At 46.6% G+C, this 23,015-nt stretch carries 38 protein-coding genes; 2 read left to right on the forward strand and 36 right to left on the reverse strand.

The features are described 5' to 3' along the window. Nucleotides 1-208: 208 nt before the first annotated feature. Nucleotides 209-430, reverse strand: coding sequence for a hypothetical protein (locus AC6ESP_RS25875; RefSeq protein WP_497099621.1), 222 nt, complete (start codon nt 428-430; stop codon nt 209-211). Between the two features lie 157 nt (nt 431-587). Continuing rightward, complete coding sequence (locus AC6ESP_RS25880; RefSeq protein WP_497099622.1) at nt 588-1,175, reverse strand: stage II sporulation protein M; 588 nt, start codon at nt 1,173-1,175, stop codon at nt 588-590. Between the two features lie 152 nt (nt 1,176-1,327). Here AC6ESP_RS25880 and pdaB point away from each other — a divergent pair, with 152 nt between their 5' ends. Further along, a complete protein-coding gene (gene pdaB / locus AC6ESP_RS25885; protein WP_497099623.1) occupies nt 1,328-2,137 on the forward strand; it encodes a polysaccharide deacetylase family sporulation protein PdaB in 810 nt (269 codons plus the stop codon). Nucleotides 2,138-2,140: 3 nt separating this feature from the next. Here the strand turns inward: pdaB and AC6ESP_RS25890 are convergent, their stop codons facing one another. Continuing rightward, complete coding sequence (locus AC6ESP_RS25890) at nt 2,141-2,764, reverse strand: KinB-signaling pathway activation protein (RefSeq protein WP_497099624.1); 624 nt, start codon at nt 2,762-2,764, stop codon at nt 2,141-2,143. A gap of 325 nt (nt 2,765-3,089) precedes the next feature. Here AC6ESP_RS25890 and gerD point away from each other — a divergent pair, with 325 nt between their 5' ends. Then, the gene (gerD, locus tag AC6ESP_RS25895; protein ID WP_497099625.1) at nt 3,090-3,797 is read left to right on the forward strand and encodes a spore germination lipoprotein GerD; all 708 of its coding nucleotides are present in this window, start codon (nt 3,090-3,092) and stop codon (nt 3,795-3,797) included. Nucleotides 3,798-3,881: 84 nt separating this feature from the next. Here the strand turns inward: gerD and salA are convergent, their stop codons facing one another. From salA to rpsS, 33 genes are all read right to left on the reverse strand, one after another. Further along, nucleotides 3,882-4,958, reverse strand: a complete 1,077-nt coding sequence (gene salA / locus AC6ESP_RS25900; protein ID WP_497099626.1) for an iron-sulfur carrier protein/transcriptional regulator SalA — start codon at nt 4,956-4,958, stop codon at nt 3,882-3,884. Nucleotides 4,959-5,033: 75 nt separating this feature from the next. Then, nucleotides 5,034-5,798, reverse strand: a complete 765-nt coding sequence (cwlD, locus tag AC6ESP_RS25905; protein ID WP_497099627.1) for an N-acetylmuramoyl-L-alanine amidase CwlD — start codon at nt 5,796-5,798, stop codon at nt 5,034-5,036. Between the two features lie 112 nt (nt 5,799-5,910). Continuing rightward, complete coding sequence (gene sat, locus AC6ESP_RS25910; RefSeq protein ID WP_497099628.1) at nt 5,911-7,077, reverse strand: sulfate adenylyltransferase; 1,167 nt, start codon at nt 7,075-7,077, stop codon at nt 5,911-5,913. Nucleotides 7,078-7,132: 55 nt separating this feature from the next. After that, complete coding sequence (locus tag AC6ESP_RS25915) at nt 7,133-7,828, reverse strand: phosphoadenylyl-sulfate reductase (RefSeq protein ID WP_497099629.1); 696 nt, start codon at nt 7,826-7,828, stop codon at nt 7,133-7,135. A gap of 457 nt (nt 7,829-8,285) precedes the next feature. Then, entirely contained in the window at nt 8,286-8,678 is a 393-nt protein-coding gene (rpsI, locus tag AC6ESP_RS25920) for a 30S ribosomal protein S9 (protein WP_497099630.1), read from the reverse strand. A gap of 18 nt (nt 8,679-8,696) precedes the next feature. Beyond that, on the reverse strand, nt 8,697-9,134 hold the full coding sequence (gene rplM / locus AC6ESP_RS25925) for a 50S ribosomal protein L13 (protein WP_497099631.1): 438 nt from the start codon (nt 9,132-9,134) through the stop codon (nt 8,697-8,699). A 187-nt stretch (nt 9,135-9,321) separates the two neighbouring features. Beyond that, nucleotides 9,322-10,068, reverse strand: coding sequence for a tRNA pseudouridine(38-40) synthase TruA (gene truA / locus AC6ESP_RS25930; protein WP_497099632.1), 747 nt, complete (start codon nt 10,066-10,068; stop codon nt 9,322-9,324). A 660-nt stretch (nt 10,069-10,728) separates the two neighbouring features. After that, nucleotides 10,729-11,094 carry a 50S ribosomal protein L17 gene (rplQ, locus tag AC6ESP_RS25935; protein WP_497099633.1) on the reverse strand — a complete coding sequence of 122 codons (366 nt, stop codon included), beginning with the start codon at nt 11,092-11,094 and terminating at the stop codon, nt 10,729-10,731. A 52-nt stretch (nt 11,095-11,146) separates the two neighbouring features. Further along, nucleotides 11,147-12,091 (reverse strand): DNA-directed RNA polymerase subunit alpha, encoded by a 945-nt coding sequence (locus tag AC6ESP_RS25940; RefSeq protein ID WP_497099634.1) that lies wholly within the window; start codon nt 12,089-12,091, stop codon nt 11,147-11,149. A gap of 125 nt (nt 12,092-12,216) precedes the next feature. Then, nucleotides 12,217-12,612: a 30S ribosomal protein S11 gene (gene rpsK, locus AC6ESP_RS25945; protein ID WP_497099635.1), complete on the reverse strand. Its 396-nt coding sequence runs from the start codon at nt 12,610-12,612 to the stop codon at nt 12,217-12,219. A 19-nt stretch (nt 12,613-12,631) separates the two neighbouring features. Next, nucleotides 12,632-13,000 carry a 30S ribosomal protein S13 gene (gene rpsM, locus AC6ESP_RS25950; protein WP_497099636.1) on the reverse strand — a complete coding sequence of 123 codons (369 nt, stop codon included), beginning with the start codon at nt 12,998-13,000 and terminating at the stop codon, nt 12,632-12,634. Between the two features lie 18 nt (nt 13,001-13,018). Beyond that, entirely contained in the window at nt 13,019-13,132 is a 114-nt protein-coding gene (gene rpmJ / locus AC6ESP_RS25955; protein WP_003333770.1) for a 50S ribosomal protein L36, read from the reverse strand. A gap of 43 nt (nt 13,133-13,175) precedes the next feature. Further along, the gene (gene infA / locus AC6ESP_RS25960; protein ID WP_053373919.1) at nt 13,176-13,391 is read right to left on the reverse strand and encodes a translation initiation factor IF-1; all 216 of its coding nucleotides are present in this window, start codon (nt 13,389-13,391) and stop codon (nt 13,176-13,178) included. A 3-nt stretch (nt 13,392-13,394) separates the two neighbouring features. Beyond that, nucleotides 13,395-13,676, reverse strand: a complete 282-nt coding sequence (locus AC6ESP_RS25965; protein ID WP_497099637.1) for a hypothetical protein — start codon at nt 13,674-13,676, stop codon at nt 13,395-13,397. Nucleotides 13,677-13,682: 6 nt separating this feature from the next. Next, entirely contained in the window at nt 13,683-14,441 is a 759-nt protein-coding gene (gene map, locus AC6ESP_RS25970) for a type I methionyl aminopeptidase (protein ID WP_497099638.1), read from the reverse strand. After that, entirely contained in the window at nt 14,441-15,091 is a 651-nt protein-coding gene (locus AC6ESP_RS25975) for an adenylate kinase (RefSeq protein WP_497099696.1), read from the reverse strand. The genes map and AC6ESP_RS25975 overlap by 1 nt, the downstream gene beginning before the upstream one ends. A gap of 89 nt (nt 15,092-15,180) precedes the next feature. Beyond that, nucleotides 15,181-16,482, reverse strand: a complete 1,302-nt coding sequence (gene secY / locus AC6ESP_RS25980) for a preprotein translocase subunit SecY (protein ID WP_497099639.1) — start codon at nt 16,480-16,482, stop codon at nt 15,181-15,183. Further along, a complete protein-coding gene (gene rplO, locus AC6ESP_RS25985; RefSeq protein WP_497099640.1) occupies nt 16,483-16,923 on the reverse strand; it encodes a 50S ribosomal protein L15 in 441 nt (146 codons plus the stop codon). It lies immediately after the preceding gene. 44 nt (nt 16,924-16,967) lie between these two features. Continuing rightward, a complete protein-coding gene (gene rpmD / locus AC6ESP_RS25990) occupies nt 16,968-17,147 on the reverse strand; it encodes a 50S ribosomal protein L30 (protein WP_497099641.1) in 180 nt (59 codons plus the stop codon). A gap of 13 nt (nt 17,148-17,160) precedes the next feature. Continuing rightward, nucleotides 17,161-17,658, reverse strand: a complete 498-nt coding sequence (gene rpsE / locus AC6ESP_RS25995) for a 30S ribosomal protein S5 (protein ID WP_497099642.1) — start codon at nt 17,656-17,658, stop codon at nt 17,161-17,163. Nucleotides 17,659-17,688: 30 nt separating this feature from the next. Next, complete coding sequence (gene rplR / locus AC6ESP_RS26000) at nt 17,689-18,057, reverse strand: 50S ribosomal protein L18 (RefSeq protein WP_497099643.1); 369 nt, start codon at nt 18,055-18,057, stop codon at nt 17,689-17,691. Nucleotides 18,058-18,117: 60 nt separating this feature from the next. After that, complete coding sequence (gene rplF, locus AC6ESP_RS26005) at nt 18,118-18,660, reverse strand: 50S ribosomal protein L6 (RefSeq protein WP_497099644.1); 543 nt, start codon at nt 18,658-18,660, stop codon at nt 18,118-18,120. Between the two features lie 31 nt (nt 18,661-18,691). Next, entirely contained in the window at nt 18,692-19,090 is a 399-nt protein-coding gene (rpsH, locus tag AC6ESP_RS26010; RefSeq protein WP_497099645.1) for a 30S ribosomal protein S8, read from the reverse strand. 31 nt (nt 19,091-19,121) lie between these two features. Beyond that, complete coding sequence (locus AC6ESP_RS26015) at nt 19,122-19,307, reverse strand: type Z 30S ribosomal protein S14 (RefSeq protein ID WP_497099646.1); 186 nt, start codon at nt 19,305-19,307, stop codon at nt 19,122-19,124. A 26-nt stretch (nt 19,308-19,333) separates the two neighbouring features. Further along, nucleotides 19,334-19,876: a 50S ribosomal protein L5 gene (gene rplE, locus AC6ESP_RS26020; protein WP_497099647.1), complete on the reverse strand. Its 543-nt coding sequence runs from the start codon at nt 19,874-19,876 to the stop codon at nt 19,334-19,336. Nucleotides 19,877-19,907: 31 nt separating this feature from the next. Then, on the reverse strand, nt 19,908-20,261 hold the full coding sequence (gene rplX / locus AC6ESP_RS26025) for a 50S ribosomal protein L24 (protein WP_497099648.1): 354 nt from the start codon (nt 20,259-20,261) through the stop codon (nt 19,908-19,910). A 57-nt stretch (nt 20,262-20,318) separates the two neighbouring features. Continuing rightward, on the reverse strand, nt 20,319-20,687 hold the full coding sequence (rplN, locus tag AC6ESP_RS26030) for a 50S ribosomal protein L14 (RefSeq protein WP_497099649.1): 369 nt from the start codon (nt 20,685-20,687) through the stop codon (nt 20,319-20,321). Nucleotides 20,688-20,733: 46 nt separating this feature from the next. After that, the gene (rpsQ, locus tag AC6ESP_RS26035) at nt 20,734-20,997 is read right to left on the reverse strand and encodes a 30S ribosomal protein S17 (RefSeq protein WP_497099650.1); all 264 of its coding nucleotides are present in this window, start codon (nt 20,995-20,997) and stop codon (nt 20,734-20,736) included. Nucleotides 20,998-21,048: 51 nt separating this feature from the next. Beyond that, nucleotides 21,049-21,249, reverse strand: coding sequence for a 50S ribosomal protein L29 (rpmC, locus tag AC6ESP_RS26040; RefSeq protein WP_497099651.1), 201 nt, complete (start codon nt 21,247-21,249; stop codon nt 21,049-21,051). Continuing rightward, nucleotides 21,239-21,673: a 50S ribosomal protein L16 gene (gene rplP / locus AC6ESP_RS26045; protein ID WP_497099652.1), complete on the reverse strand. Its 435-nt coding sequence runs from the start codon at nt 21,671-21,673 to the stop codon at nt 21,239-21,241. Before rplP ends, rpmC begins: the two co-directional genes overlap by 11 nt. A gap of 2 nt (nt 21,674-21,675) precedes the next feature. Next, nucleotides 21,676-22,338, reverse strand: a complete 663-nt coding sequence (rpsC, locus tag AC6ESP_RS26050; RefSeq protein ID WP_497099653.1) for a 30S ribosomal protein S3 — start codon at nt 22,336-22,338, stop codon at nt 21,676-21,678. Between the two features lie 13 nt (nt 22,339-22,351). After that, entirely contained in the window at nt 22,352-22,687 is a 336-nt protein-coding gene (rplV, locus tag AC6ESP_RS26055) for a 50S ribosomal protein L22 (RefSeq protein WP_494850981.1), read from the reverse strand. Nucleotides 22,688-22,730: 43 nt separating this feature from the next. Next, a complete protein-coding gene (gene rpsS / locus AC6ESP_RS26060; RefSeq protein WP_497099654.1) occupies nt 22,731-23,009 on the reverse strand; it encodes a 30S ribosomal protein S19 in 279 nt (92 codons plus the stop codon). Nucleotides 23,010-23,015 lie beyond the last annotated feature (6 nt).

Here is a 23,015-nt window from a genome sequence, read left to right on the forward strand (position 1 = left end):
ATTACTTGTTTATTGCTTCTCCATAAATTCCGTGGAATCTATGGGGCAGTTTCGCTCGTTGTTCAGTTTTCAAAGAACAATTCTTCTTGTTTTGTTTCTCTCGTTCTCGCCATATGTCTCAGCGGCGACTCATATAATATATCACGTATGCCCAAACGAATGCAACCCTTTTTTTTAACTTTTTCAAACTAATTTAACTTGGGATTTTCTACCTGTAATTGCGGACATTCAGAGCGTAGCGTGACAGCTCCTTAGGGGAAGCAATTCTAGCGTACATACGGAAGATGATTTTGTAGCGTCTTGTAATAGCTTGCTTAATATCTCCGTCCAAACGGGAGTCATTAAGATCAAGAAGCATCTCATCTAATTCTTTGCGCAGCACATAATCGAGTTCTTTGCATTCTTTGTCGTTGAATAGTATCCCTAGCATAACAGTTGTGTGCCCTCCTAGTATGTAAGCCTGTACTCTTACTGGTTGAATCACGAGAATGGCTAACAGACAATGAAGTCTGTTAACAAAAAAGCAGCATCTGCGCTTACGCGTCACGACGCTGCTTTACTGTTATGCTCAATTAATAGGAATTTTATTACAACGATAATAACCAAACACTTAATGTACTTTCAATTATAGAAGCAACAAGTAAGGATACCGTCAAAATAACGACAACCGGAATCGTTCGTATCATGAAATATTCGATCTCTCCACCGCCATCTTTCTTCTTCTCAGCGGGTACGAATACAGATCCAATTCTTCTGAGCACGAGCACTCCGAACTTCATGCCATATGCACATGCAATGATAATCGCAGGTATCTCAATGATCCCATGTGGAAGCAAGCCTTTGAACACAACAGCCAGCATTTCGCCCGTCCCCTCAGTAGCAGCGATATGCTGAAGCAGATAACCGATAACCATGCCGTTAATCAATAGAAACAGCAATGGAAGAATACCGAATAAAGCTCCGAGATAGATGATGAAGACAGACTTGATCGCATTATTGAGGAAAATAAAAATGATAAACGATAATGTTGGATTGTCCGATTCATTGAGAGATTGCGCTACACCTCCTAAGGAAGCAAGCTGCTGCTCCAAATAATTACTAAAGGATTCATTCGTCGCTCCGACAAACACTCCGGCAAAAAACAAAATGAATCCAAATATGATGTATGGATTCATAACTCTAAAATGATTCCTGATCTCACGCCATTTGAACAAGATATGTGCACCCTTTCCTTAAGCTTGTTTCTTTGAACAAGGATGAATAACTTTTATGTACGAGCATAGATTGTACTAGAACAAGCTTTCATTAGAGAGGAGAGCCCCCTGAGATGAATTTCTTTTATGTGCTGAACGGCCGCAAAATCAAACGTTACTTCTTAATCACGCTTGCGCTCGTCTTCTCTGTCGGTGTGATCTATGCCGAGAGAGACAACATCACGGTGTTTGCCCCGCAGCAGCCTGCTGCAATCTACAATGTTCCTACAGAAAATAAGGTTGTAGCTCTGACCTTCGACATTAGCTGGGGAGACAAGCGTACGGAACCAATCCTGCAGATTCTAAAAGACAAAGGCATCACCCAAGCGACCTTCTTCCTATCCTCCCCTTGGAGCCAATCACATCCCGACATTGTCAAAAAAATTATGGATGCGGGTTTTGAGATCGGAAGCCACGGTCATAAGCACGACAACTACAGCAAGCTAAGCGATGATGAGATTCGCACACAGATTACGACGGCACATACTATTTTATCCGATCTGACTGGTAAACAACCGAACCTGATTCGTCTGCCTAATGGAGATTTCGACAAACGTGTTCTTCGTATTGCAGGGGAACTGAATTACAAGGTCATTCAATGGGATACAGACTCCCTAGATTGGATGAACATTGGTACGGATAAAATCATTAACCGTGTCGTCAGCCGCGCACACAACGGGGATATTATCCTGATGCATGCCAGCGACTCCGTCAAGCAGACCCATGAAGCGCTTCCCGTCATTATAGACGAGCTTCGATCCAAGGGATACGATTTCGTCTCCGTAACAGGGCTCATATCGCAAACCGAAACGGAAGGTAAAGCCGTCCAGGATAAATCATCTTCGACTTCCTTAACAGGACGGCTGGATGCTGCTGAATATTGATGATTAAGCGACCGGCTTTGCAGATGCTGCAGAGTCGGTTGCTGCTGTTGGCGCAAGCAGCTTAGGCAGAAGAAGGATTTGGTAGGCATTGCAAACAAACAACGGGATAACCATAAAGATTATAGCGGATATATTCGTCTCTCCCTGAAGTGCCGGCCACGCTTCAATGAAGGTCACGAAATACATGAGAAACACAGTTGGGACGAACGCACTACGGTTCGTTTGTTTGATTTTGATATAACCAATGGCAAGTGAGAATAACAGCAGTACTAGAGGAAGTACCCAGAAGAACCAGTTATTCGTTCTTTGCTCATACAGGAGGTAGCCAAGACCTGCTACAGCAAAAACAGTGGTATACCCTTGCAAGGCATTCCATAGGTAGCTTTTGCGGAAGACGCTAAGTGCGATGTAGTTCAGTGTTAGATATGCGAAGAAGCCCATCTGACTGAATGCCCCAATCAGCAGTCCGACCATCCCCATCATTAGAGCGTTGAAGCCTGCGGCCTCGAGTCCCATAAATCCGAATGAGGCATCCGTCCATTGCATGATCGAGCCACTAATAATGGTAACGACCGCACCAACCGCCATACAGCTCCAAAATAGAAAAAACCATTTTCTCAAATTCACGATGTATCCTCCTTATAGTTTTGCGCCAGCAAAACTGGCTTCGTAAGCGTTGGCTTAGTTTTGCGCCAGCAAAACTGGCTTCGTAAGCGTTGGCTTAGTTTTGCGCCAGCAAAACTGGCTTCGTAAGCGTTGGCTTAGTTTTGCGCCAGCAAATTCTTTAGCATATGTACGAAAAATCTCCTGTAAAGCGCATGCATGGACAACAAGTTTTATTTTACCACGTTCGCAATAAAAAGCTAACCTAAACGCATGATAATCCCGTGAACAATAAGGCATACTATCGATTATAAAACAGCAGTTCTGTCACAGAAGGGAGAACAGAGGCATGCGCATAAGATGGGCTTTATTGGCGGCTGTATCAGCCCTATCCATTGTACTCACAAGTTGTGGTGCTGAATCATCTGGCGGCAGCCAGCAGCCTAGTTATAAAGACATGAAATCCATGGTTATCGACATTCTAAAAACAGAGGATGCCCAGAAGGCTCTTCAAGAATCCTCACAGCAAATGTCCGGCTACAGCGGCTCAACGTCCAAGCTATTGTCGGTACAGGATCAGGAGCAAGTTCGACTTGCCGTTAAAGACGTGCTGGTCTCTCCAGATTACAGCAAGGTGCTCAAAACCATGATGACTGACATTCGCTTCGCAGGTGAGTTCGCCAAAGCCGTTAATAAGGAAAACAAAGACATTCACAAGGAATTGCTGAAGGATCCTTCTTATCAGGAACAGCTCATTAAGGTGATGAAAAACCCTGAGATGGATAAAATGATTCTTGATGTGCTTCAAAGTACGCAGTACAAAAAGCAAGTCATGTCGCTTATGCAGGAATCGATGCAAAATCCATTGTTCCGTCTTGAGGTTCTTGATCTAATGAAGAAAGCTGTTCAGGAGGAGCTCAAGCCGTCTCCTACCGAGAAGGTGGATAAGCAGAAGGAACAAGAAGGTGAAGGTGGCGGTGAAGAAGAAGAATCCGGAGAAAGCGGTGAATCCGGCGGTGAGGAAGAGTCTGGCCAAGAAGAGGGCTCTTCGACCTAACTAGCCTTTATATTAGAAAAAGCCCATGCAAGCCAGAGAAGATGGATTTTATCTCTTCCTCGGCTTGCATCGGGCTTTTTTAGTTTAATGGTCGCACTTAGCGATGACTTGATCAGCTAGCTCCAGATAGAGCTGACCTGTCTCGGTATCTGCTTTATATACGGATGGTGAGAAATCGATTTCGGAAATATGGTTGTCTGGTGCACCTAACGGAATTTGCGACAATAGCTCAGCATGTAGAGACTCTGCTAGTCGAGCACCGCCGCCGCGTCCGAAGATATACTCAATATCGCCGTTCCTATCTTTGTAGAAGGACATATTCTCAACTATACCGATAATTTCATGGTTGGTCTTAATCGCCATCGCCCCTGCTCGCGCTGCTACAAAGGCTGCAGTCGCATGCGGAGTCGTAACGATGATTTCTTTACTCTGCGGAATGATCTGATGCACATCAAGCGCTACATCACCCGTTCCTGGCGGCAAATCGAGCAGCAAGTAGTCCAGCTCGCCCCACTCGATCTCGGTGAAGAAATTGCGCAGCATTTTGCCAAGCATCGGTCCACGCCAGACGATCGGGCTGTTGTCTTCTACGAAGAAGCCCATGGAGATCACCTTCACACCGAACTTCTCAATCGGGATGACTCGCTCATTCACGACTTCAGGACGGTTCTCGATGCCCATCATATCGGGCACGCTGAAACCGTAGATGTCGGCGTCGATAATGCCGACGCGCTTGCCTTTACGAGCCAAGGCGACCGCAAGATTGACGGTCACCGTGGATTTGCCGACGCCGCCCTTGCCGCTGGCTACGGCAATGAACTGCACGCCGCTGCTGGGATCGAGCAGCGGGCTTGTTAGCCCGGCCCCGTGCCCTTGGACGGGGCCTTTGGCCGCGCCGCCTGCTGCGGCAGCGGCGGGTGCTGGCGCATCCGCGGCAGCCGCAAGCGGACGAAACCGGCAATGCACGGTTTCGGCGCCAGCCTGCGTCAGCGCGTCGCGCAGCGCAGCTTCCAGCGAGGGCTTCGCTTCCTCGCTAGCCACAAGGACCGTCATCGATACTGCACGGTCCCGAACCATCACATCGCGGACTGCTACGGAGTCCGCGCTATATTGCGCCGTCACTGAACCGACGACTTCTACTGCTTGCTCACGCGTTAACATATGTATGTCCCACCTTTATGCATTCAATAGTGTGCTTATTTACAATGATTATAACACACTGTCTGTTTAGGCGGTTTAATTGTTGCTGGCAAGCTTCTCACCAGAAGCATAGCGCAATATGCCTTCATAGATCGACCCTGCCACTTGTCGTTGATACTCGGCATCAGCTAGTCGAGCTGCCTCACCGGGATTCGACAGGAAGCCGACTTCGATTAGAGCGGTCGGTATATCCTCGATTGCTTTTAATAAGAACACTTTGTCTTCAGTAGCAGCCTGGCGATTCGTATTCTCTAGATTACGTTTAATTTCAGCCTGTATAAATGTGGCCAATAGGCGGTTATCCGGATGATTAGCTGGATTGAAGAATGTCTGAGCTCCAGACCATTTGTCCGATGGAATGCTGTTCATGTGAATACTGACCACCATGCTAGCTTTACTTTCTTTGATGTTACTTACTCTTTTGTACAAATCCTCTGTCTTACGCTTGCTGTATGCCCTGCTATCTCCCTGTGCCAGATCATAATCCCCTTCTCTTGTCATCACGACTACCGCTCCAGCCTGCTGCAAAAAATCACGCAAATATAAAGCAATCGATAAATTCAAATCCTTCTCTACAATTCCTTGCTTACTCACTGCCCCGCCGTCAGCCCCGCCATGCCCCGCATCAATTGCAATGGTCTTCCCTGATAAAGGAAGCGTCCAATACGTAAAGGTTCGTGCGAACGGCTCACTCTGGGTCAACAATATCCAAGTGAGCACAAGAGCCAGTACACCTGCGGTAATACGGAGCGCTCCTTTGTAGGTCATCCACACGACAATGCCACGTCCTTTTCGGCGCATAAAAAAACCACCCCGTCTTCCATCTAATGATTAACGAGTGCAGTGCTTTTTAGTGCAAGCTCTGTACTCCTTATCATTTATATGGGACGAGATGGTCGATTATGAGCCCGAGTTAGCCAACTGGGTGTTCAGACATACCTTCAATCAGGATTTGAGCAACTTCTGGACGGGAGAATTCCGGCGGCGGGCAAATGCCTTCACGCAGCAAGGCACGAACCTTCGTTCCAGACAGTGTCAAATGATGGTCTTTGTCATGCGGACAAGTTTTGGATGTAGCCATGTTGCCGCATTTTTTGCAGAAGAAGCTGTGCTCGAAGAAGAGCGGAGTAATGCCAAGATCTGCTGCTGGAATTGTACGCAATAAATCCTGTGCTTCATACGTGCCGTAATAGTCGCCTACTCCTGCATGGTCACGGCCTACAATAAAGTGGCTGCAGCCATAATTCTTACGAACAAGCGCGTGGAAGATCGCTTCACGAGGACCAGCATAACGCATAGCCCCTGGGAATACCCCAAGGAATACGCGATCGCTTGGATAGTAGTTCTCCAGCAGAGCCAGATAGCTCTTCATCCGTACATTTGCAGGAACGTCATCGGTCTTCGTCTCACCAACAAGTGGATTCAAGAACAGAGCGTCAACAATTTCCATAGCTGTCTTCTGAATATACTCATGTGCACGGTGCACGGGATTACGAGTTTGGAATCCAACTACTGTCATCCAGCCCTTCTCCGCAAAGATACGACGAGTCTCAACCGGATCAAAATAATAATCGCCGAATTTCTCTGGCTGTGGACGATTCAATACGGTAATTGCACCGCCTACATAAGTAGAAGGACGGGACAATAGCTTTTGAACGCCCGGGTGCTCTAGATCATCGGTTTTGAACACGTTAACCGCTTCAACCTTCTGATCGACAGAGTAGATGCTCTCAACGTCAATAATGCCGTAAGTAACACCATCTTCACCAACGAGAACAGCACGAGTGCCTGCTTGCAGTTCCGCAGCCTTCTGCTCCTCAACCGCTAGAGTAACTGGAATGCTCCATACAGTACCGTCAGCCAGACGCATTTGTTGAACTACAGAATGATAGTCGGCTTCATTCAGGAAACCTGTCAGAGGAGAGAATGCTCCTACACCGATAAGGTCAAGATCTGAGATTGTCCATGCGTTAACAATAATTGTGTTAAGGCCTTGTGCTTCCTTGAGCAATGCTTCGCGCTGCTCACCTGTAGCGACCCGGTCAACCAGTACGCCGCCATGCGGTAAAATTTGACTCATTATTGTATTTGCCTCCTAAGGAGATCTGGATACATTATCAAGCCAGCTAACTTTATTATTTATGAAGACCGCATTCTGTTTTCTCTTGACCAGACCAGCGTCCAGCGCGAGGATCCTCACCAGGCATTACCTTACGAGTGCAGTACTCGCAGCCGATGCTCGGGTAGTTCTGGTCATGCAACGGGTTGTAGATAACATCATTCTCACGAATATAGTTCCAAACATCTTCAGTTGTCCAGTGAGCGATAGGATTGAATTTAACGAGTCCGAACTTCGTATCATATTCAATTTTCTTGGAGTTCGCACGGGTTGGAGCCTGATCACGACGAATACCTGTAATCCATGCTTCGTATTTCGACAGAATTTGTGTCAGCGGTTGAACTTTGCGGATGTTGCAGCATTGGTTAGCGTCCGTCTTCCACAGCTCTTCTCCGAATTGTGCGGCTTGCTCTTCTGGTGTAATCTTCGGCTTCACCTCTACAAAAGGAATACCAGGGTAACGCGCAATCATCTTGTCGCGAGTCTCGTACGTTTCTTTGAAGTGGAAATCCGTATCCAAGTAGAAAATATCTGTTGTCGGGCTTATTTTTTGCAGCATGTCGACAAGAACAACATCCTCTGCGCCGAAGCTGCATGCAAATGTAATATTAGGGAATGTTTCGACTGCGAACGCAATAATTTCTTCGGGAGTGGCATGTTCCAGCTCATCCACCTTTTGTTGGATCAATGCTTCTTTTTCAAATAGGTTCATCATTGAGACCTCCATTTTTAATTCCAAGTAAGTTTATATGCTATTGATTTAAATTATACGTTCTCCAGCTCTAATGTTCAACCATAGTTTACTCCAAATTGAAATAAAGTGGCTACTTTTTTTTCAATCGGGTCAAAAACCCTGTACTTCAACATCAATAAGGTCTGAATTCATTAATCATATACCTGGAGAGTTCGAACATGCGATGCTCTCTGCCCCTACTCTTTAAGCTATTAAAAGGCAGCGGAGCAGACGAATGATTCTGATGAAGCGTTAGCGTTCGCCTTTGTTTTCGGATTACCACCTGTCTATATCGTTCAAGTAATCCGAAAACAACAGCGATCGTAAGAACATTCGTCTGCGCAGCAGCTGTTTTAACTCATTTCATTTCTAACAAAATAAAATAAAGCCCTTGACCGTAATCGGCCAAGGGCATTTCCTTGTAAAACAAGGGATATTAACGTTTCGAGAATTGTGGCGCGCGACGAGCCGCTTTAAGACCGTATTTTTTACGTTCTTTCATACGTGGGTCACGAGTCAGGAATCCAGCACGTTTCAGAGCTGGGCGGAATTCAGGGTCTGCTTTGAGCAGAGCACGAGAAATACCGTGGCGGATAGCGCCAGCTTGACCAGACATACCGCCGCCGTTAGCAATTACGAGCACGTCGTATTGGTTAAGCGTCTCAGTAAGATTAAGCGGTTGTTTAACGATCAGCTTCAGCGTTTCCAGACCGAAATATTCGTTCAGATCGCGTTTATTAACAATGATTCGTCCTTCACCTGGCACAAGACGTACACGTGCAACAGAGTGTTTACGACGACCGGTTCCATAGTATTGCACTTGAGCCATGAAACTGTCCTCCCCTTATTAGCCGCGAAGTTCGTAAACTTCTGGATTTTGTGCTTGATGCGGATGCTCCGAACCAGCGTATGCTTTGAGTCTTAGCTTCATGCTGTTACCTTGACGAGTTTTCGGCAACATGCCGTGAACTGCGAATTCGATAACGCGGTCAGCTTTCTTAGCGATCATTTCGTGTGCAGGCGTAACTTTCAGTCCGCCTTGATACATCGAGTGACGGTAGTACATTTTGTTTTGAAGTTTCTTACCTGTCAAAACAATTTTGTCAGCGTTGATTACAATGACGAAATCGCCAGTGTCAACGTGCGGCGTAAATTGTGGCTTGTGTTTGCCACGGATCAGGCTTGCTGCTTCAGTAGCCAGACGACCCAGCGTTTTGCCTGCCGCATCGATGATGTACCATTTACGCTCAACTTCATTTGGCTTAGCCATATAGGTGGTACGCATGGATGATCCTCCTTAATTCCGTTACATTTAAAATTTTATAAACAACGTTTCACGTTTGTTTGTTATCTGTTTAAAGCTGCCAAGTTTGTGAATTCTCAGTCGGGGCTGTGGGATAGCCACTAAGAAAGCACAAGTTATATTCTACTATACAAAGTAGGTTAAAGCAAGCGGTTTGTCATGATTTCTATCATTTTTCATTCGGGTATTCAACCTGAATTAGAATGAGTCCATGTGACATCGCTGTCGGTCCTGCCAAGGCTCTGCTGCGCCCTTTCAATATGCGTTCCATATCGTGTGGCGTGCGTTTTCCTTGACCAACCTGAAGCAATGTTCCCATAATGACCCTGACCATATTGTACAAAAAACCGTTGCCGGTTATATACATATGGAGCAGGCTTCCTTGTTTCTCCAAATAAGCTTCGTAGATGGTTCTGACATGATGTGGCTTAGTGGAGTGTATGGAAGTAAATGATGTGAAATCATGCTCGCCTACCAGATGACTTAAGCCTTGCTGCATAGCCTCGATATTCAAGGGTCTTGGATGGTGGAACGCATAGTGACGGACGAACACGTCAGGAAACTTTCCCATATCAATGGTGTAGCGATAGGTTTTCCGTTTCGCCGATTTCCTAGCGTGATAATGTTCAGGAACCTCGTATGCTTCCCGTATAACGATATCCTTCGGCAGCCTTGAATTCAGCGAGATCGCCCAGCGTTCAACTGGAATCGTAGATTCCGTATAGAAATTGAACACTTGCCCTAGCGCGTGAACGCCTGCATCTGTTCTTCCGGAGCCGATAATAAGAATATCCTCACCCGTCAGCGCCTTAATGGCCTTCTCAATCTCTTGCTGTACCGTTCTTCCGTACGGCTGTGACTGAAAGCCATTAAAGTCCGTTCCGTCATAACTAACCGTGACACCTATGTTTCTCATCCATGCACCGCCTTTACAATCAAAGTGAATAAGCTAGCAAAGAAGTATAGTCCTAGGGACGATCCTTCACCTGGCGCAGCTCCCCCGAGTTGCTCGCCATTCCAGCCCATCACTTGTGTTTCCCTACTACTAGCGGAAGTGGTGTTCTGTTGTTTGTATAGTAGAACAGTCCTTCCGGCCTCTCTTAATCCGATAATCAAACAACGCTTCGTTACTAAGAGAGCTGCTTCCAAGCCATTACAGAGTAAGGCTGAGTATAAGTTAGGAGTTACCCTGTTTGGCTGTAAGCAGATTAAACATTCATCATGTTTATGTTTAACGTATTGGTATGAGTCTGTCCTTACAGGCACAGACTACACGAACGCAGCAGCCGCCTGCATGCTTAAGCACACACACGTCCCACCTGCTGCATGCCAGACCCTTCTCGCCACTAAACAGGCAGCGTAGAGGCATTCTGGAGCCTATAGCAGTTCCTCAGCATGAACTAAAGCTTCTATAGGACCAGTCAGTCTCAAGAAGGCAATAAAAAAAGGTGGCCTCAAGGGTCCACCCTTTCTCAAAGATAAGAAAGTATAAATTTGAACCTTATACTACCCTTATCTTTCACTGCGAAACGTGAGCTTCGCCGCCAAAGGGCGGTGTCAGCCGTTTACGCCTGTCTTACGCGCGATCAACCAGTTCCAAATATACCATTGGCGCAGCGTCGCCACGGCGAGGTCCTAGCTTCAAAATCCGCGTGTATCCGCCTGCACGTTCCGAGTAACGGGCGGCCAGCTCGGAGAACAGCTTTTGGATTGCGTCTTTCTCACCGTCAACTGTTTCACGACGAACGTAAGCTGCTACTTGACGACGAGCGTGCAAGTCGCCTTTCTTAGCCTTAGTGATCAGTTTTTCCGCGATCGAACGAACCTCTTTTGCTTTTGCTTCCGTTGTTTGAATGCGCTCATAAAGGAACAGGTCAGTAACGAGGTCACGGAACAATGCTTTCCGTGCGCTAGCGTCACGGCCTAGTTTTTGATATGCCATCTTGATTTCCCCTCCCTTGCCTTTAGTCTACACTAGATGCTCTTAATGGTAACTACTCTTCCATACGAAGGCCCAAGCCGAGCTCTTCAAGCTTCTCTTGAACTTCCTCGAGGGATTTACGGCCCAAGTTACGAACCTTCATCATGTCCTCTTCGGATTTCGTGATTAGCTCTTGAACCGTATTGATGCCTGCACGTTTCAAGCAGTTGTAAGAACGTACGGAAAGATCCAGTTCCTCGATAGTCATCTCTAGAACTTTCTCTTTCTTATCTTCTTCCTTCTCGACCATGATTTCCGCGTCTTTGGCTTCATCAGTCAATCCGACGAACAGATCCAAATGCTCGGTCAAAATTTTAGCGCCGAGGCTAACAGCCTCTTCCGGTCTAATACTGCCGTCGGTCCATACTTCAAGTGTTAGCTTGTCGTAGTTAGTTACCTGACCTACGCGAGTATTCTCAACGCTGTAATTGACACGGGTAATTGGCGTGTAAATCGAATCGACAGGAATAACCCCAATCGGTTGATCGTCCCGTTTATTACGGTCCGATTGAACGTAACCACGTCCCCGATTAGCAAAAATTCGCAAATGGAGCCGAGCGCCGGAGGCCAAGGTTGCGATGTGAAGATCAGGGTTCAAGATCTCGACATCACTGTCAGCCCGAATATCCCCCGCCGTAACGATCCCTTCACCTTCAGCGTCAATTTCCAACACCTTTTCTTCATCAGAGTGGATTTTCAACGAGAGGCCTTTCAAGTTCAGAATGATTTCAGTAACGTCCTCCATCACTCCAGGAACCGTAGAGAACTCGTGAAGCACTCCGTCGATTTGAACTGAAGTTACAGCTGCGCCAGGCAACGATGACAACAAAATTCGGCGAAGCGAATTTCCAAGCGTCGTTCCATATCCGCGCTCCAGCGGTTCTACGACAAAACGTCCGTATGTTCCATCTTCATTCAAATCTACGGTCTCGATTTTCGGCTTTTCGATCTCAATCACTAATAGTACCCTCCTTCAAACGTCGCTCCGTTACAAACCGTTTTTTTAGTCAAATCTCGTAGTATGCCAAACCTTCACAACCATTATTCACAAGTTGTTGATATTTGATACCACAGCGGACCTAACTATACGCGACGACGTTTCGGCGGACGGCATCCGTTGTGAGGAACTGGCGTTACGTCTTTAATCAGGTTAACTTCCAGACCAGCTGCTTGAAGCGAACGAATCGCTGCTTCACGGCCTGCGCCTGGACCTTTAACCATAACCTCAACAGCTTTCATGCCATGCTCCATCGCTGCTTTAGCTGCTGTTTCAGCTGCCATTTGAGCTGCGAAAGGCGTGCTCTTACGGGAACCTCTGAAGCCCATGTTACCGGAGCTCGCCCATGAGATTGCATTACCGTGAGGGTCTGTGATCGTTACGATCGTGTTATTGAATGTCGAGCGAATGTGCGCTACGCCAGACTCAATATTTTTACGGTCACGACGTTTTGTACGAACGACTTTTTTTGGTTTAGCCATTGTCCTTAATCACCCCTTATTATTTCTTCTTGTTAGCTACAGTCCGACGAGGACCTTTACGCGTACGCGCATTTGTTTTCGTGCGTTGTCCGCGAACAGGCAAGCCACGACGGTGACGAACACCACGGTAGCATCCGATCTCGATCAAACGTTTAATGTTAAGCGAAATTTCACGACGCAGGTCGCCTTCCACTTTAACGGATTTGTCAATCGCTTCACGCAATTTCGCAAGCTCATCTTCAGTCAGATCGCGAACACGAGTGTTTGCGCTAACGCCAGTTGTGCTCAAGATTTTTTGTGAAGTTGTTTTGCCAATTCCGAAAATGTATGTCAGGGCGATTTCCACGCGTTTGTCACGCGGCAAGTCTACACCAGCTATACGTGCCATAGGCCGTTATCCCTCCTTCTATCCTTGTTTTTGTTTGTGTTTCGGATTTTCACAAATCACCATAACGTTGCCTTTGCGACGAATGACTTTGCATTTCTCGCAGATCGGCTTAACCGAAGGTCTTACCTTCATTGTGATTACCTCCCGAATCCTACGTTAGCAAACCTAAGCCGATTTACTTCCGATAGGTAATGCGCCCTTTTGATAAGTCATAAGGCGATAACTGTATAACCACCTTGTCTCCTGTCAGAATACGAATAAAGTGCATTCTGAGCTTACCGGAAACATGTGCGAGAATTTGATGACCGTTCTCCAGCTCCACCTTGAATGTGGCATTCGGCAACGGCTCAATCACCGTTCCTTCGACCTCAATGATGTCTTCCTTAGCCAACCGTCATTCTCCTTTCGCAATTGCATACTTCTGAATCACATAACGTAACTTGGCATTGGTCACCCTGCCCGTCTCAAGCAAGCTGTCAGTGACCTCTGTGCTTACAACGGGTTGTAACTCGAGATGCAGAACGTTCTTTTTCTTCGGTTGATCGAATCTTCGTTTGTCACCATCGACAATCAGCACGAACCTCTCGTCAACAATTTCAATAATAACAGCATAGCTGCTCTCATCTTTCCCCCGAAGCACCTTAACGATTTGGCCGACTTGCGGTAGTTTCTCCATAATAGATTACTCCACGTCCGGTAACTTCGTTAAAATTTCGAAACCGTCCTCCGTTACAGCCACAGTATGCTCGTAATGAGCGCACCATGTGCCGTCTTCTGTTACGACCGTCCAATTGTCTTCTAGCGTGCGGACATATCGTTCGCCGATGTTCACCATAGGTTCGATACAAAGCACCATTCCAGGCTCAAGCCTGGGACCGCGATCTGGCAAGCCGTAGTTCGGTATTTGCGGTTCCTCATGAAGGTCCTCACCGATTCCGTGCCCGACAAATTCGCGTACGACCTGAAAACCGGCCGCTTCGACAACCTGTTGAACCGCATGCGATATTGTAAATAATTTAACACCAGGACGGATAAGCTGCAATGCTGCGTACAGCGATTGCTCCGACACTTCGAGCAGCCGTTTGACTTCACCAGATACCGTACCGACCGGGTAGGTCCATGCGGAATCGCCATGATAGCCTTTATACTTCGCTCCGATGTCAATGCTTATAATATCGCCTTCGTTCAACCTTCTGGGTCCGGGGAAACCGTGCACCAGCTCGTCATTCACAGAAGCGCAAATGCTGGCAGGAAAACCATTGTAACCTTTGAAGGATGGTTCGGCGTCTTGACTGCGAATGAACGTTTCAGCAAGTTGATCAAGCTCTTGAGTCGTAACTCCTGGCTTAACCGCCTCAGCCATTAAACGATGCGTCTCCGCAACAATGCGACCGGCTTCCCTCATATATCGCAGCTCCAATTCGGATTTGCGGATAATCATTACAATGAACCTCGCAAGCAGGAAACGATCTGAGTAGTTACCTCATCAATTTCCTTCTCACCGTCGACTTCACGAAGAAGACTTTTACTCTCGTAATAGTCAAGAAGCGGTGCTGTTTTTGAGATATACTCATCAAGCCTTGTTCCGACTTTTTCTTCTGTGTCATCAGACCGTTGGTATAATTCGCCGCCATCTTTGTCACAAATACCTTCTACCTTAGGCGGGTTGAACAATATATGGTAGGTCGTACCGCAAGCTTTACAGATGCGTCTCCCGGTCAATCGGGCTAGCAGAAATCCGCGGTCAACTTTCAAGTTAACAACATGGTCAATACTGCGATCGAGTTCCGTAAGCATTTGGTCAAGCGCTTCGGCTTGCTGCAAAGTACGTGGGAATCCGTCGAGCAAGAACCCTTTATTGCAATCTTCCAGAGCAAGACGCTCTTTCACGATTCCGTTCGTAATCTCATCAGGAACGAGCAGTCCTTGATCGACAAACTCTTTCGCTTTGAGACCGAGCGGTGTACCTTGTTTCATCGCAAGGCGAAATGCATCGCCTGTCGAGATATGTGGTATGCCAAACTCATCAACGATCCGTTCGGCTTGTGTCCCTTTACCGGCTCCCGGAGGACCCATGAATAAAATGTTCATTGCCGTCTTCCTCGCTTTAAGCACAATAGGCTCATGCGGGTTCCGCCCCATCGCACGCGACGTCACGGAAGCCCCGTCAGAACCTATTGTTATTTATTGATAAACCCTTTGTAATGGCGTTTAATCAACTGGCTCTCGATTTGCTTCATCGTGTCAAGCGCGACACCAATGATGATTAGAAGCGAGGTACCGCCGAGTTGTACCGATTGCGGCAGTCCGGCAAGCTTACCGAACACAACCGGCAACAAGGAAATAACCGCCAGGAATAGCGCACCTGTCAGAGTAATACGTGACAAAACGCGAGTCAAGTAAGATGAAGTCGGTTTACCAGGACGAATGCCTGGGATATATCCGCCGTTCTTCTTCATTTGATCCGCCATTTGAACCGGATTAATCTGAACGAAGGTGTAGAAGAAGGTGAACCCGATAATCAACAGCACGTACAATACCATGCCAAGCGGCGCGTTATAGTTCAAGTTGTTGATAATCCAATTCGCCCAATTAGCCCCTGCCCAGAATTGAGCAATGGTAGCCGGGAACATCAATAGTGAAACCGCGAAAATGACCGGAATAACACCTGCACCGTTCACTTTCATCGGAATATGCGTTGATTGTCCACCGTACATTTTCCGTCCAACAACACGTTTAGCGTATTGAACCGGAATTTTACGGATACCTTGCTGAACAAAGATAACTCCAACGATGATGAGGATGATCACTAGAAGGATCAGCAACATCTTACCAATATTCCAGAACAGCATGCTCTCAGAACCAACGAATTGATCTGTATAGATCGTACGAATATGTCCTGGGATACCTGCTGAAATTGCTGCGAAGATCAGGATCGAGATACCGTTACCGATACCACGCTCCGTAATTTGCTCACCAAGCCACATCAGGAAGGATACACCTGCCGTCAGGATGATAGCAATTACCAAGTAATCAACGAAAGTTGCACCTGGAACCATTTCGTAGCTGTATTGGCGGTTGAAGCCGATAGCTGTCGCAAAGCCTTGCACCAAACCAAGGATAACCGTGCCATAACGTGTAATCTGGGCGAGCTTACGTTTACCGTTCTCGCCTTCCTTCGCCCATTCCGCGAATTTCGGAATAACATCCATAGATAGCAGCTGCACGATAATCGAGGCTGTAATATATGGTGTAATCCCTATCGCGAAGATGGAGAATTGGAATAGCGCGCCACCGGAAAACGTGTTTAGCAAACCGAACAGGTTTGTACCGGCATCGTTGATCTGTGTAAATACGTCTTTGTTAACACCCGGCACCGGAATGAACGAGCCGATGCGGTAAATGAAAAGTATGAAAAGGGTAAACAAAATCCGCTTGCGCAAATCTTCCACTTTCCAGATATTGGACACGGTTTTGAACAATTAGATCACCTCGGTTTTACCGCCGGCAGCCTGGATTTTCTCTACCGCAGATTGAGAGAACTTGCTTGCTTTTACAGTCAGTTGAACATTAACTTCGCCATTGCCCAAAATCTTAATACCCGCTAGTGGATTTTTTACAATCCCTTGCTCAAGAAGAACTTCTGGTGTGACTTCAGTACCTGCTGCAAAGCTGTTAAGTTCTTCAATGTTCACGATCGCGTATTCTGTACGGAAACGGTTGTTAAATCCACGCTTCGGTACACGACGATACAATGGGTTCTGACCGCCTTCAAATCCAGGACGTACACCGCCGCCGGAACGAGCGTTCTGACCTTTGTGACCACGGCCCGATGTTTTACCGTTACCTGTACCAATACCGCGGCCTTTACGTTTACCCACTTGCGTGGAGCCTGGTGCTGGTGCGAGTTCATGCAATTTCATCGTTCTTGCACCTCCTTATTTATTTCTGGAACCATCTATTGTTGTTATACTTCTTCAACTTTAACCAAGTGGCTTACATGGTTAACCATGCCTCGAATAGCCGGGCTATCGTTCAGTACAACCGTTTGACGAATTTTTTTAAGACCGAACGATTGAACTGTTGCACGTTGTTTCTCGTTGCGGCCAATTAAACTGCGAACGAGGGTGATTTGCAATTTTGCCATCGTATACCCCTCCTTAACCTAAAAGCTCTTCGACAGTTTTTCCACGAAGCTTCGCAACATCTTCCGCACGTTTAAGACGGGAAAGACCTTCGAGCGTTGCGTTAACCATATTCATGGAGTTCGAAGAACCGAGCGATTTCGTCAAGATGTCGCCAACGCCAGCAAGTTCTAGAACCGCACGAACTGGTCCGCCAGCGATAACACCAGTACCTTTGGAAGCCGGCTTCAGGAGAACTTCTCCTGCTCCGAAGTGTCCAAGCACTAAGTGAGGAATTGTTGTGCCAACGAGTGGTACATGGATCAGGTTTTTCTTAGCATCTTCAATACCTTTACGAATTGCATCAGGTACTTCGCCAGCTTTACCGATCCCTGCGCCAACGTAGCCATTGCCGTCGCCGACAACTACAAGCGCACTAAAGCTGAAACGGCGTCCGCCTTTAACAACTTTGGAAACGCGGTTGATATTGACAACTTTTTCTGTCAGTTCTAACGTATTTGGATCTACACGCAAGTCGATTAACCTCCTTATAAGAAAATTCGACTAGAATTCCAGACCAGCTTCGCGTGCTGCGTTAGCCAGCGCCTGAATTCTGCCATGATACAAGTAACCGCCACGGTCAAATACTACTTGGGTCAACCCTTTCGCTTGAGCGCGTTTTGCAACCAATTCGCCGACTTTAGTAGCAGCTTCTACGCTACCGCCGTTACCGATTGTTTCAGCAAGCTCTTTATCCTGTGTGGATGCAGCAGCCAGTGTTACACCAGTTACATCGTCAATCAATTGTGCATAAATATGCTTCGAAGAACGGAATACCGATAGACGCGGACGTAATGCCGTTCCGTTGATTTTTTTACGAACACGCAAGTGTCTTTTCAGACGAGCCTTGTTTTTATCGCCTTTCGTGATCATTCAAGGTTCACTCCTTTCCTAATCCTTATACCGCTATGTTAAGCAGCCCAATTAGACTGCTTATTTCTTCTTACCAGCTTTACCTTCTTTACGGATGATGCGCTCACCCTCGTACTTGATACCTTTACCTTTATAAGGTTCTGGCTCACGTACGGAACGGATTTTGGCAGCAGTTGCGCCAACGAGCTCTTTGTCGATACCGCGAACAATGATTTTCGTGTTCGCAGGTACATCGAACTCAATTCCATTCTCAGGAGTGATCTCTACTGGATGAGAGTAACCAACGTTAAGTACGATTTTCTCTCCAGATTTGCTTGCACGGTAACCTACGCCAACGAGCTCCAAGTTTCTTGAGAACCCTTCAGTAACTCCGCTCACCATGTTAGCGATGACGCTGCGAGTTGTTCCGTGCAATGAGCGATGCAATTTATTGTCAGACGGACGTTCAACCACGATCTCAGTAGCTTCGACATTGATCTTCATATCTTTGTGAAGCGAACGGGACAACGTGCCTTTCGGTCCTTTAACTGTAATTACTGTTTCGTCCAGGTTAATGCTTACGCCAGCTGGCACCTGGATCGGTTTGCGACCAATACGGGACATTGTTACACCTCCAATCTTTGTGACTTGTTACTTACCAAACGTAGCAGACGACTTCGCCGCCAGCTTTACCTTGACGAGCTTCTTTATCGGTCATAACCCCTTTGGACGTGGAAATAATAGCAATTCCCAGACCGCCCAAAACACGTGGGATTTCAGTCGCTTGTGTGTACACACGCAATCCTGGTTTCGAAATACGTTTCAAACCAGTGATAACGCGCTCTTGGTTCGGGCCGTATTTCAAGAAAATACGGATAATCCCTTGTTTGTTGTCCTCGATATATTCAGCATCGCGGATGAAACCCTCGCGCTTCAAGATTTCAGCAATTTGCTTCTTCTGTTTCGAAGCGGGCATTTCTACGGTTTCATGACGAACTACGTTCGCATTACGAATGCGTGTCAACATATCTGCAATCGGATCAGACATAACCATTTGTGTTAACCTCCTTCCCGAACTAGGCTGATTACCAGCTTGCTTTTTTAACGCCAGGAATCTGGCCCTTGTATGCTAATTCACGGAAACAAATCCGGCAAATTTGAAACTTTTGCAAAACAGAGTGCGGACGGCCGCAACGTTCACAGCGTGTATAAGCACGCACTTTAAACTTAGGTGCACGTTGTTGCTTTACTTTCATCGAAGTTTTTGCCACTGGGTATTACACCTCCTACAAGTGGATTACTTCGCAAACGGCATGCCCATTTGGGCTAGCAATTCGCGAGATTCTTCGTCAGTTTTTGCAGTCGTGACGATGACGATGTCCATACCGCGCACTTTATCAACTTTATCATACTCGATCTCCGGGAAGATGAGTTGCTCTTTCAAGCCAAGTGTATAGTTACCGCGTCCGTCGAATGCTTTCGTCGAGACACCACGGAAGTCACGTACACGTGGAAGCGAGATGTTGAACAGCTTGTCAAGGAAATAGTACATGCGCTCACCGCGCAATGTTACTTTAACCCCAATCGGCATATTCTCACGAAGTTTAAAGCCTGCAATAGACTTTTTCGCGCGAGTTACAACTGGTTTTTGACCTGAGATAATGCGAAGTTCTTCAACAGCTACATCAAGCACTTTGGAGTTGGAAACTGCTTCGCCAACACCCATGTTGATGACAACCTTCTCGACCTTCGGCACTTGCATCACAGTCGTATAGTTGAACTTCTGCATTAGTGCAGGCGTGATTTCATTCAGAAAACGATCTTTCAATCTTGCTGCCATTTTTGATGGACCTCCTTTCCTAACGTAACGATTAGTCGATCGATTCGCCGGAACGTTTTGCAATCCGGACTTTTTTGCCGTTGTCGAGCACTTTGTATCCGATACGAGTTACCTTGCCGCTCTTCGGATCAATGTGCATCACGTTCGATACGTGAATCGGCGCTTCTTGCTCGATGATACCGCCCTGCGGGTTTACTTGCGATGGACGAGTATGTTTTTTGACGAAATTGACGCCTTCTACGAGTACACGGTTTTCACGTGGATACGCAGCGATTACACGACCTTTTTTGCCTTTGTCCTTACCGGAAATGACAATTACAGTATCGTCTTTTTTAACGTGCAATTTGTTGTTGTGCGATTCAAGAATTTTTTTCAGCCTTGGCATGAGTTACACCTCCTGCATGCTTGATGATCAAGCTATTGCGACCCCATAGGGATTGAATTAAATAACTTCTGGAGCAAGTGATACGATTTTCATGAAATCTTTGTCGCGAAGTTCACGAGCAACTGGTCCAAAGATACGAGTACCACGTGGGCTCTTGTCTTCTTTTACGATAACAGCTGCATTTTCGTCAAAAGCAATATAGGAACCGTCTTTACGACGAACCGAACGCTTCGTACGAACGATTACTGCTTTAACAACGTCACCTTTTTTGACAACGCCGCCTGGTGTTGCTTGTTTAACTGAACACACGATCAAATCGCCGATAGCGCCGACGCGACGTCCCGTACCGCCAAGCACACGAATACACATTAGTTCTTTGGCGCCAGAGTTGTCAGCAACGCGCAAACGAGAAAATGGTTGAATCATTTTAACGTCCTCCTTCCGGGAAAATGCTCATTTACTATACTACATCTTAAAGGATAATCGCCACTTCAGTTATTTCCACGAGTCTGAAGCGTTTGTCTTTCGACAACGGACGAGTCTCCATGATTTTCACGATGTCGCCAATTTTCGCCTGATTCTCTTCATCATGCGCTTTGAACTTTTTCGTGACCTTAATGCGTTTATGGTAAAGGTTGTGTTTTTTATATGTTTCAATAGCAACAACAACTGTTTTATCCATTTTATCGCTTACGACTTTACCAACTAGTACTTTGCGGGCATTACGTTCGCTCATGTTCTTCCTCCTTCCATAAACCTAGAAGTTCCTTGAATTAGGGACAACTATTTAGCTGCTGATTCCAAGTTCTCTCTCATGCAAAATAGTTTTAGCGCGAGCGATGTTCTTACGCACGTCACGAATACGTGTCGGGCTTTCCAATTGGCCAGTAGCCAGTTGGAAACGAAGATTGAAAAGCTCCTCTTTAAAACCAGTGATTTTTTGTTCTATCTCAGCAGAGGTTAGGTTGCGAAAATCATTAGCTTTCATTTGCTTCACCACCTACTTCTTCGCGTTTCACGAACTTCGTTTTAATCGGCAGTTTGTGGGACGCGAGACGCATCGCTTCACGAGCGACTTCTTCGGATACGCCAGCAAGTTCAAACAGGATTTTACCTGGTTTAACAACTGCAACCCATTTCTCAACGTTACCTTTACCGCTACCCATCCGAACTTCGAGAGGCTTTTGAGTGATCGGTTTAGCTGGGAAGATCTTAATCCATACTTTACCGCCACGTTTGATATAGCGAGTCATTGCGATACGAGCCGATTCAATCTGACGGTTCGTGATCCATGACGGCTCAAGTGCTTGAAGGCCATATTCGCCGAAAGCTACTTCAGTACCGCCTTTTGCACGACCTTTCATATGTCCGCGTTGTTGTTTGCGGTGTTTGACACGTTTAGGTACCAACATGATTAGTTGCCTCCTTCCTGGGGAGCTTTCTTCTTAACGGGAAGGACTTCGCCGCGGTAGATCCATACTTTTACGCCGATAAGGCCGTAAGTAGTAGATGCTTCTGCTGTGCCGTAGTCAATATCAGCGCGCAGTGTATGCAATGGAACAGTACCTTCGCTATAGCCTTCCGAACGTGCAATCTCAGCGCCGCCGAGACGACCGCTAACTGCAGTTTTAATTCCTTTAGCGCCAGCACGCATCGAACGTTGGATCGCTTGTTTCAAAGCACGACGGAATGAAACACGACGCTCCAGTTGTTGAGCAATGCTTTCAGCCACAAGAATAGCGTCCAGATCTGCTTGTTTGATTTCAGAGATGTTGATGTGAACTTTTTTGCCTTTGGAGATTTTACCAAGCTCCGTGCGCAGGTTTTCCACTTCAGAGCCGCCTTTACCGATAACCATTCCTGGTTTAGCGGTTTGGATCGTTACGTTAACGCGATTAGCCGCGCGCTCGATTTCGATATGGGAAACTGCCGCATCTTTAAGTTTGTTCTTCAGGTATTCACGAATTCTTACGTCTTCCATAAGAAGATCACCGAAGTCTTTGCCAGCGTACCATTTGGATTCCCAATCGCGGATAATCCCAATACGGAGACCGACTGGATTTACTTTTTGACCCACACGTTATCCCTCCTTATTTTTCAGATACCACCAAAGTGATGTGGCTGGTTCTTTTATTGATACGGCTTGCACGTCCCATTGCACGTGGACGGAACCGTTTCATTGTTGGACCTTGGTTAACGAAAGCCTGTGAAATAACCAATTTGTTAACGTCCAATTGATAGTTATGCTCAGCGTTAGCAATAGCAGAGTTCAGCAGCTTCTCCAGGATCGGGGATGCTGATTTAGGCGTATGACGCAAAATCGCAATCGCTTCACCTACTTGCTTGCCGCGAATCAGATCCGCTACTAGCTGTGCTTTACGAGGAGCAATGCGTACGAATTTAGCGTGCGCTTTAGCTTCTGGCATGGATGAACCTCCTCTCATACATTAAAGATAATATAGGCAACTATTAACGTTTGCCTGTCTTTTTGTCATCGTCATGACCTTTGTAAGTACGAGTCGGTGCAAACTCACCGAACTTGTGTCCTACCATGTCTTCTGTCACGTATACTGGTACGTGCTTACGGCCATCATACACCGCAATTGTGTGACCAATAAACTGTGGGAAAATCGTCGAGCGACGGGACCAAGTCTTGATCACGACTTTTTTGTTGCTTTCGTTCAATACCTCGACTTTTTTGAGCAGGTGGCCGTCAATAAACGGTCCTTTTTTCAAACTGCGACCCATGTGGAG

The organism is Paenibacillus xinjiangensis (genome assembly GCF_059686975.1).

Bases quoted from the DNA above. Each gene is read 5' to 3' on its own strand.
- AC6ESP_RS25875 (WP_497099621.1), bottom strand. From the start codon at position 430: ATGCTAGGGATACTATTCAACGACAAAGAATGCAAAGAACTCGATTAT.
- AC6ESP_RS25880 (WP_497099622.1), bottom strand. From the start codon at position 1,175: ATGAATCCATACATCATATTTGGATTCATTTTGTTTTTTGCCGGAGTG.
- pdaB (WP_497099623.1), top strand. From the start codon at position 1,328: ATGAATTTCTTTTATGTGCTGAACGGCCGCAAAATCAAACGTTACTTC.
- gerD (WP_497099625.1), top strand. From the start codon at position 3,090: ATGCGCATAAGATGGGCTTTATTGGCGGCTGTATCAGCCCTATCCATT.
- salA (WP_497099626.1), bottom strand. From the start codon at position 4,958: ATGTTAACGCGTGAGCAAGCAGTAGAAGTCGTCGGTTCAGTGACGGCG.
- cwlD (WP_497099627.1), bottom strand. From the start codon at position 5,798: ATGCGCCGAAAAGGACGTGGCATTGTCGTGTGGATGACCTACAAAGGA.
- sat (WP_497099628.1), bottom strand. From the start codon at position 7,077: ATGAGTCAAATTTTACCGCATGGCGGCGTACTGGTTGACCGGGTCGCT.
- AC6ESP_RS25915 (WP_497099629.1), bottom strand. From the start codon at position 7,828: ATGAACCTATTTGAAAAAGAAGCATTGATCCAACAAAAGGTGGATGAG.
- rpsI (WP_497099630.1), bottom strand. From the start codon at position 8,678: ATGGCTCAAGTGCAATACTATGGAACCGGTCGTCGTAAACACTCTGTT.
- rplM (WP_497099631.1), bottom strand. From the start codon at position 9,134: ATGCGTACCACCTATATGGCTAAGCCAAATGAAGTTGAGCGTAAATGG.
- truA (WP_497099632.1), bottom strand. From the start codon at position 10,068: ATGAGAAACATAGGTGTCACGGTTAGTTATGACGGAACGGACTTTAAT.
- rplQ (WP_497099633.1), bottom strand. From the start codon at position 11,094: ATGGCATATCAAAAACTAGGCCGTGACGCTAGCGCACGGAAAGCATTG.
- rpsK (WP_497099635.1), bottom strand. From the start codon at position 12,612: ATGGCTAAACCAAAAAAAGTCGTTCGTACAAAACGTCGTGACCGTAAA.
- rpsM (WP_497099636.1), bottom strand. From the start codon at position 13,000: ATGGCACGTATAGCTGGTGTAGACTTGCCGCGTGACAAACGCGTGGAA.
- rpmJ (WP_003333770.1), bottom strand. From the start codon at position 13,132: ATGAAGGTAAGACCTTCGGTTAAGCCGATCTGCGAGAAATGCAAAGTC.
- AC6ESP_RS25965 (WP_497099637.1), bottom strand. From the start codon at position 13,676: ATGGAGAAACTACCGCAAGTCGGCCAAATCGTTAAGGTGCTTCGGGGG.
- map (WP_497099638.1), bottom strand. From the start codon at position 14,441: ATGATTATCCGCAAATCCGAATTGGAGCTGCGATATATGAGGGAAGCC.
- AC6ESP_RS25975 (WP_497099696.1), bottom strand. From the start codon at position 15,091: ATGAACATTTTATTCATGGGTCCTCCGGGAGCCGGTAAAGGGACACAA.
- rplO (WP_497099640.1), bottom strand. From the start codon at position 16,923: ATGAAATTGCATGAACTCGCACCAGCACCAGGCTCCACGCAAGTGGGT.
- rpmD (WP_497099641.1), bottom strand. From the start codon at position 17,147: ATGGCAAAATTGCAAATCACCCTCGTTCGCAGTTTAATTGGCCGCAAC.
- rplR (WP_497099643.1), bottom strand. From the start codon at position 18,057: ATGATCACGAAAGGCGATAAAAACAAGGCTCGTCTGAAAAGACACTTG.
- rplF (WP_497099644.1), bottom strand. From the start codon at position 18,660: ATGTCCCGTATTGGTCGCAAACCGATCCAGGTGCCAGCTGGCGTAAGC.
- rpsH (WP_497099645.1), bottom strand. From the start codon at position 19,090: ATGGTTATGTCTGATCCGATTGCAGATATGTTGACACGCATTCGTAAT.
- rplE (WP_497099647.1), bottom strand. From the start codon at position 19,876: ATGGCAGCAAGATTGAAAGATCGTTTTCTGAATGAAATCACGCCTGCA.
- rplX (WP_497099648.1), bottom strand. From the start codon at position 20,261: ATGCCAAGGCTGAAAAAAATTCTTGAATCGCACAACAACAAATTGCAC.
- rplN (WP_497099649.1), bottom strand. From the start codon at position 20,687: ATGATTCAACCATTTTCTCGTTTGCGCGTTGCTGACAACTCTGGCGCC.
- rpsQ (WP_497099650.1), bottom strand. From the start codon at position 20,997: ATGAGCGAACGTAATGCCCGCAAAGTACTAGTTGGTAAAGTCGTAAGC.
- rpmC (WP_497099651.1), bottom strand. From the start codon at position 21,249: ATGAAAGCTAATGATTTTCGCAACCTAACCTCTGCTGAGATAGAACAA.
- rplP (WP_497099652.1), bottom strand. From the start codon at position 21,673: ATGTTGGTACCTAAACGTGTCAAACACCGCAAACAACAACGCGGACAT.
- rplV (WP_494850981.1), bottom strand. From the start codon at position 22,687: ATGCCAGAAGCTAAAGCGCACGCTAAATTCGTACGCATTGCTCCTCGT.
- rpsS (WP_497099654.1), bottom strand. From the start codon at position 23,009: ATGGGTCGCAGTTTGAAAAAAGGACCGTTTATTGACGGCCACCTGCTC.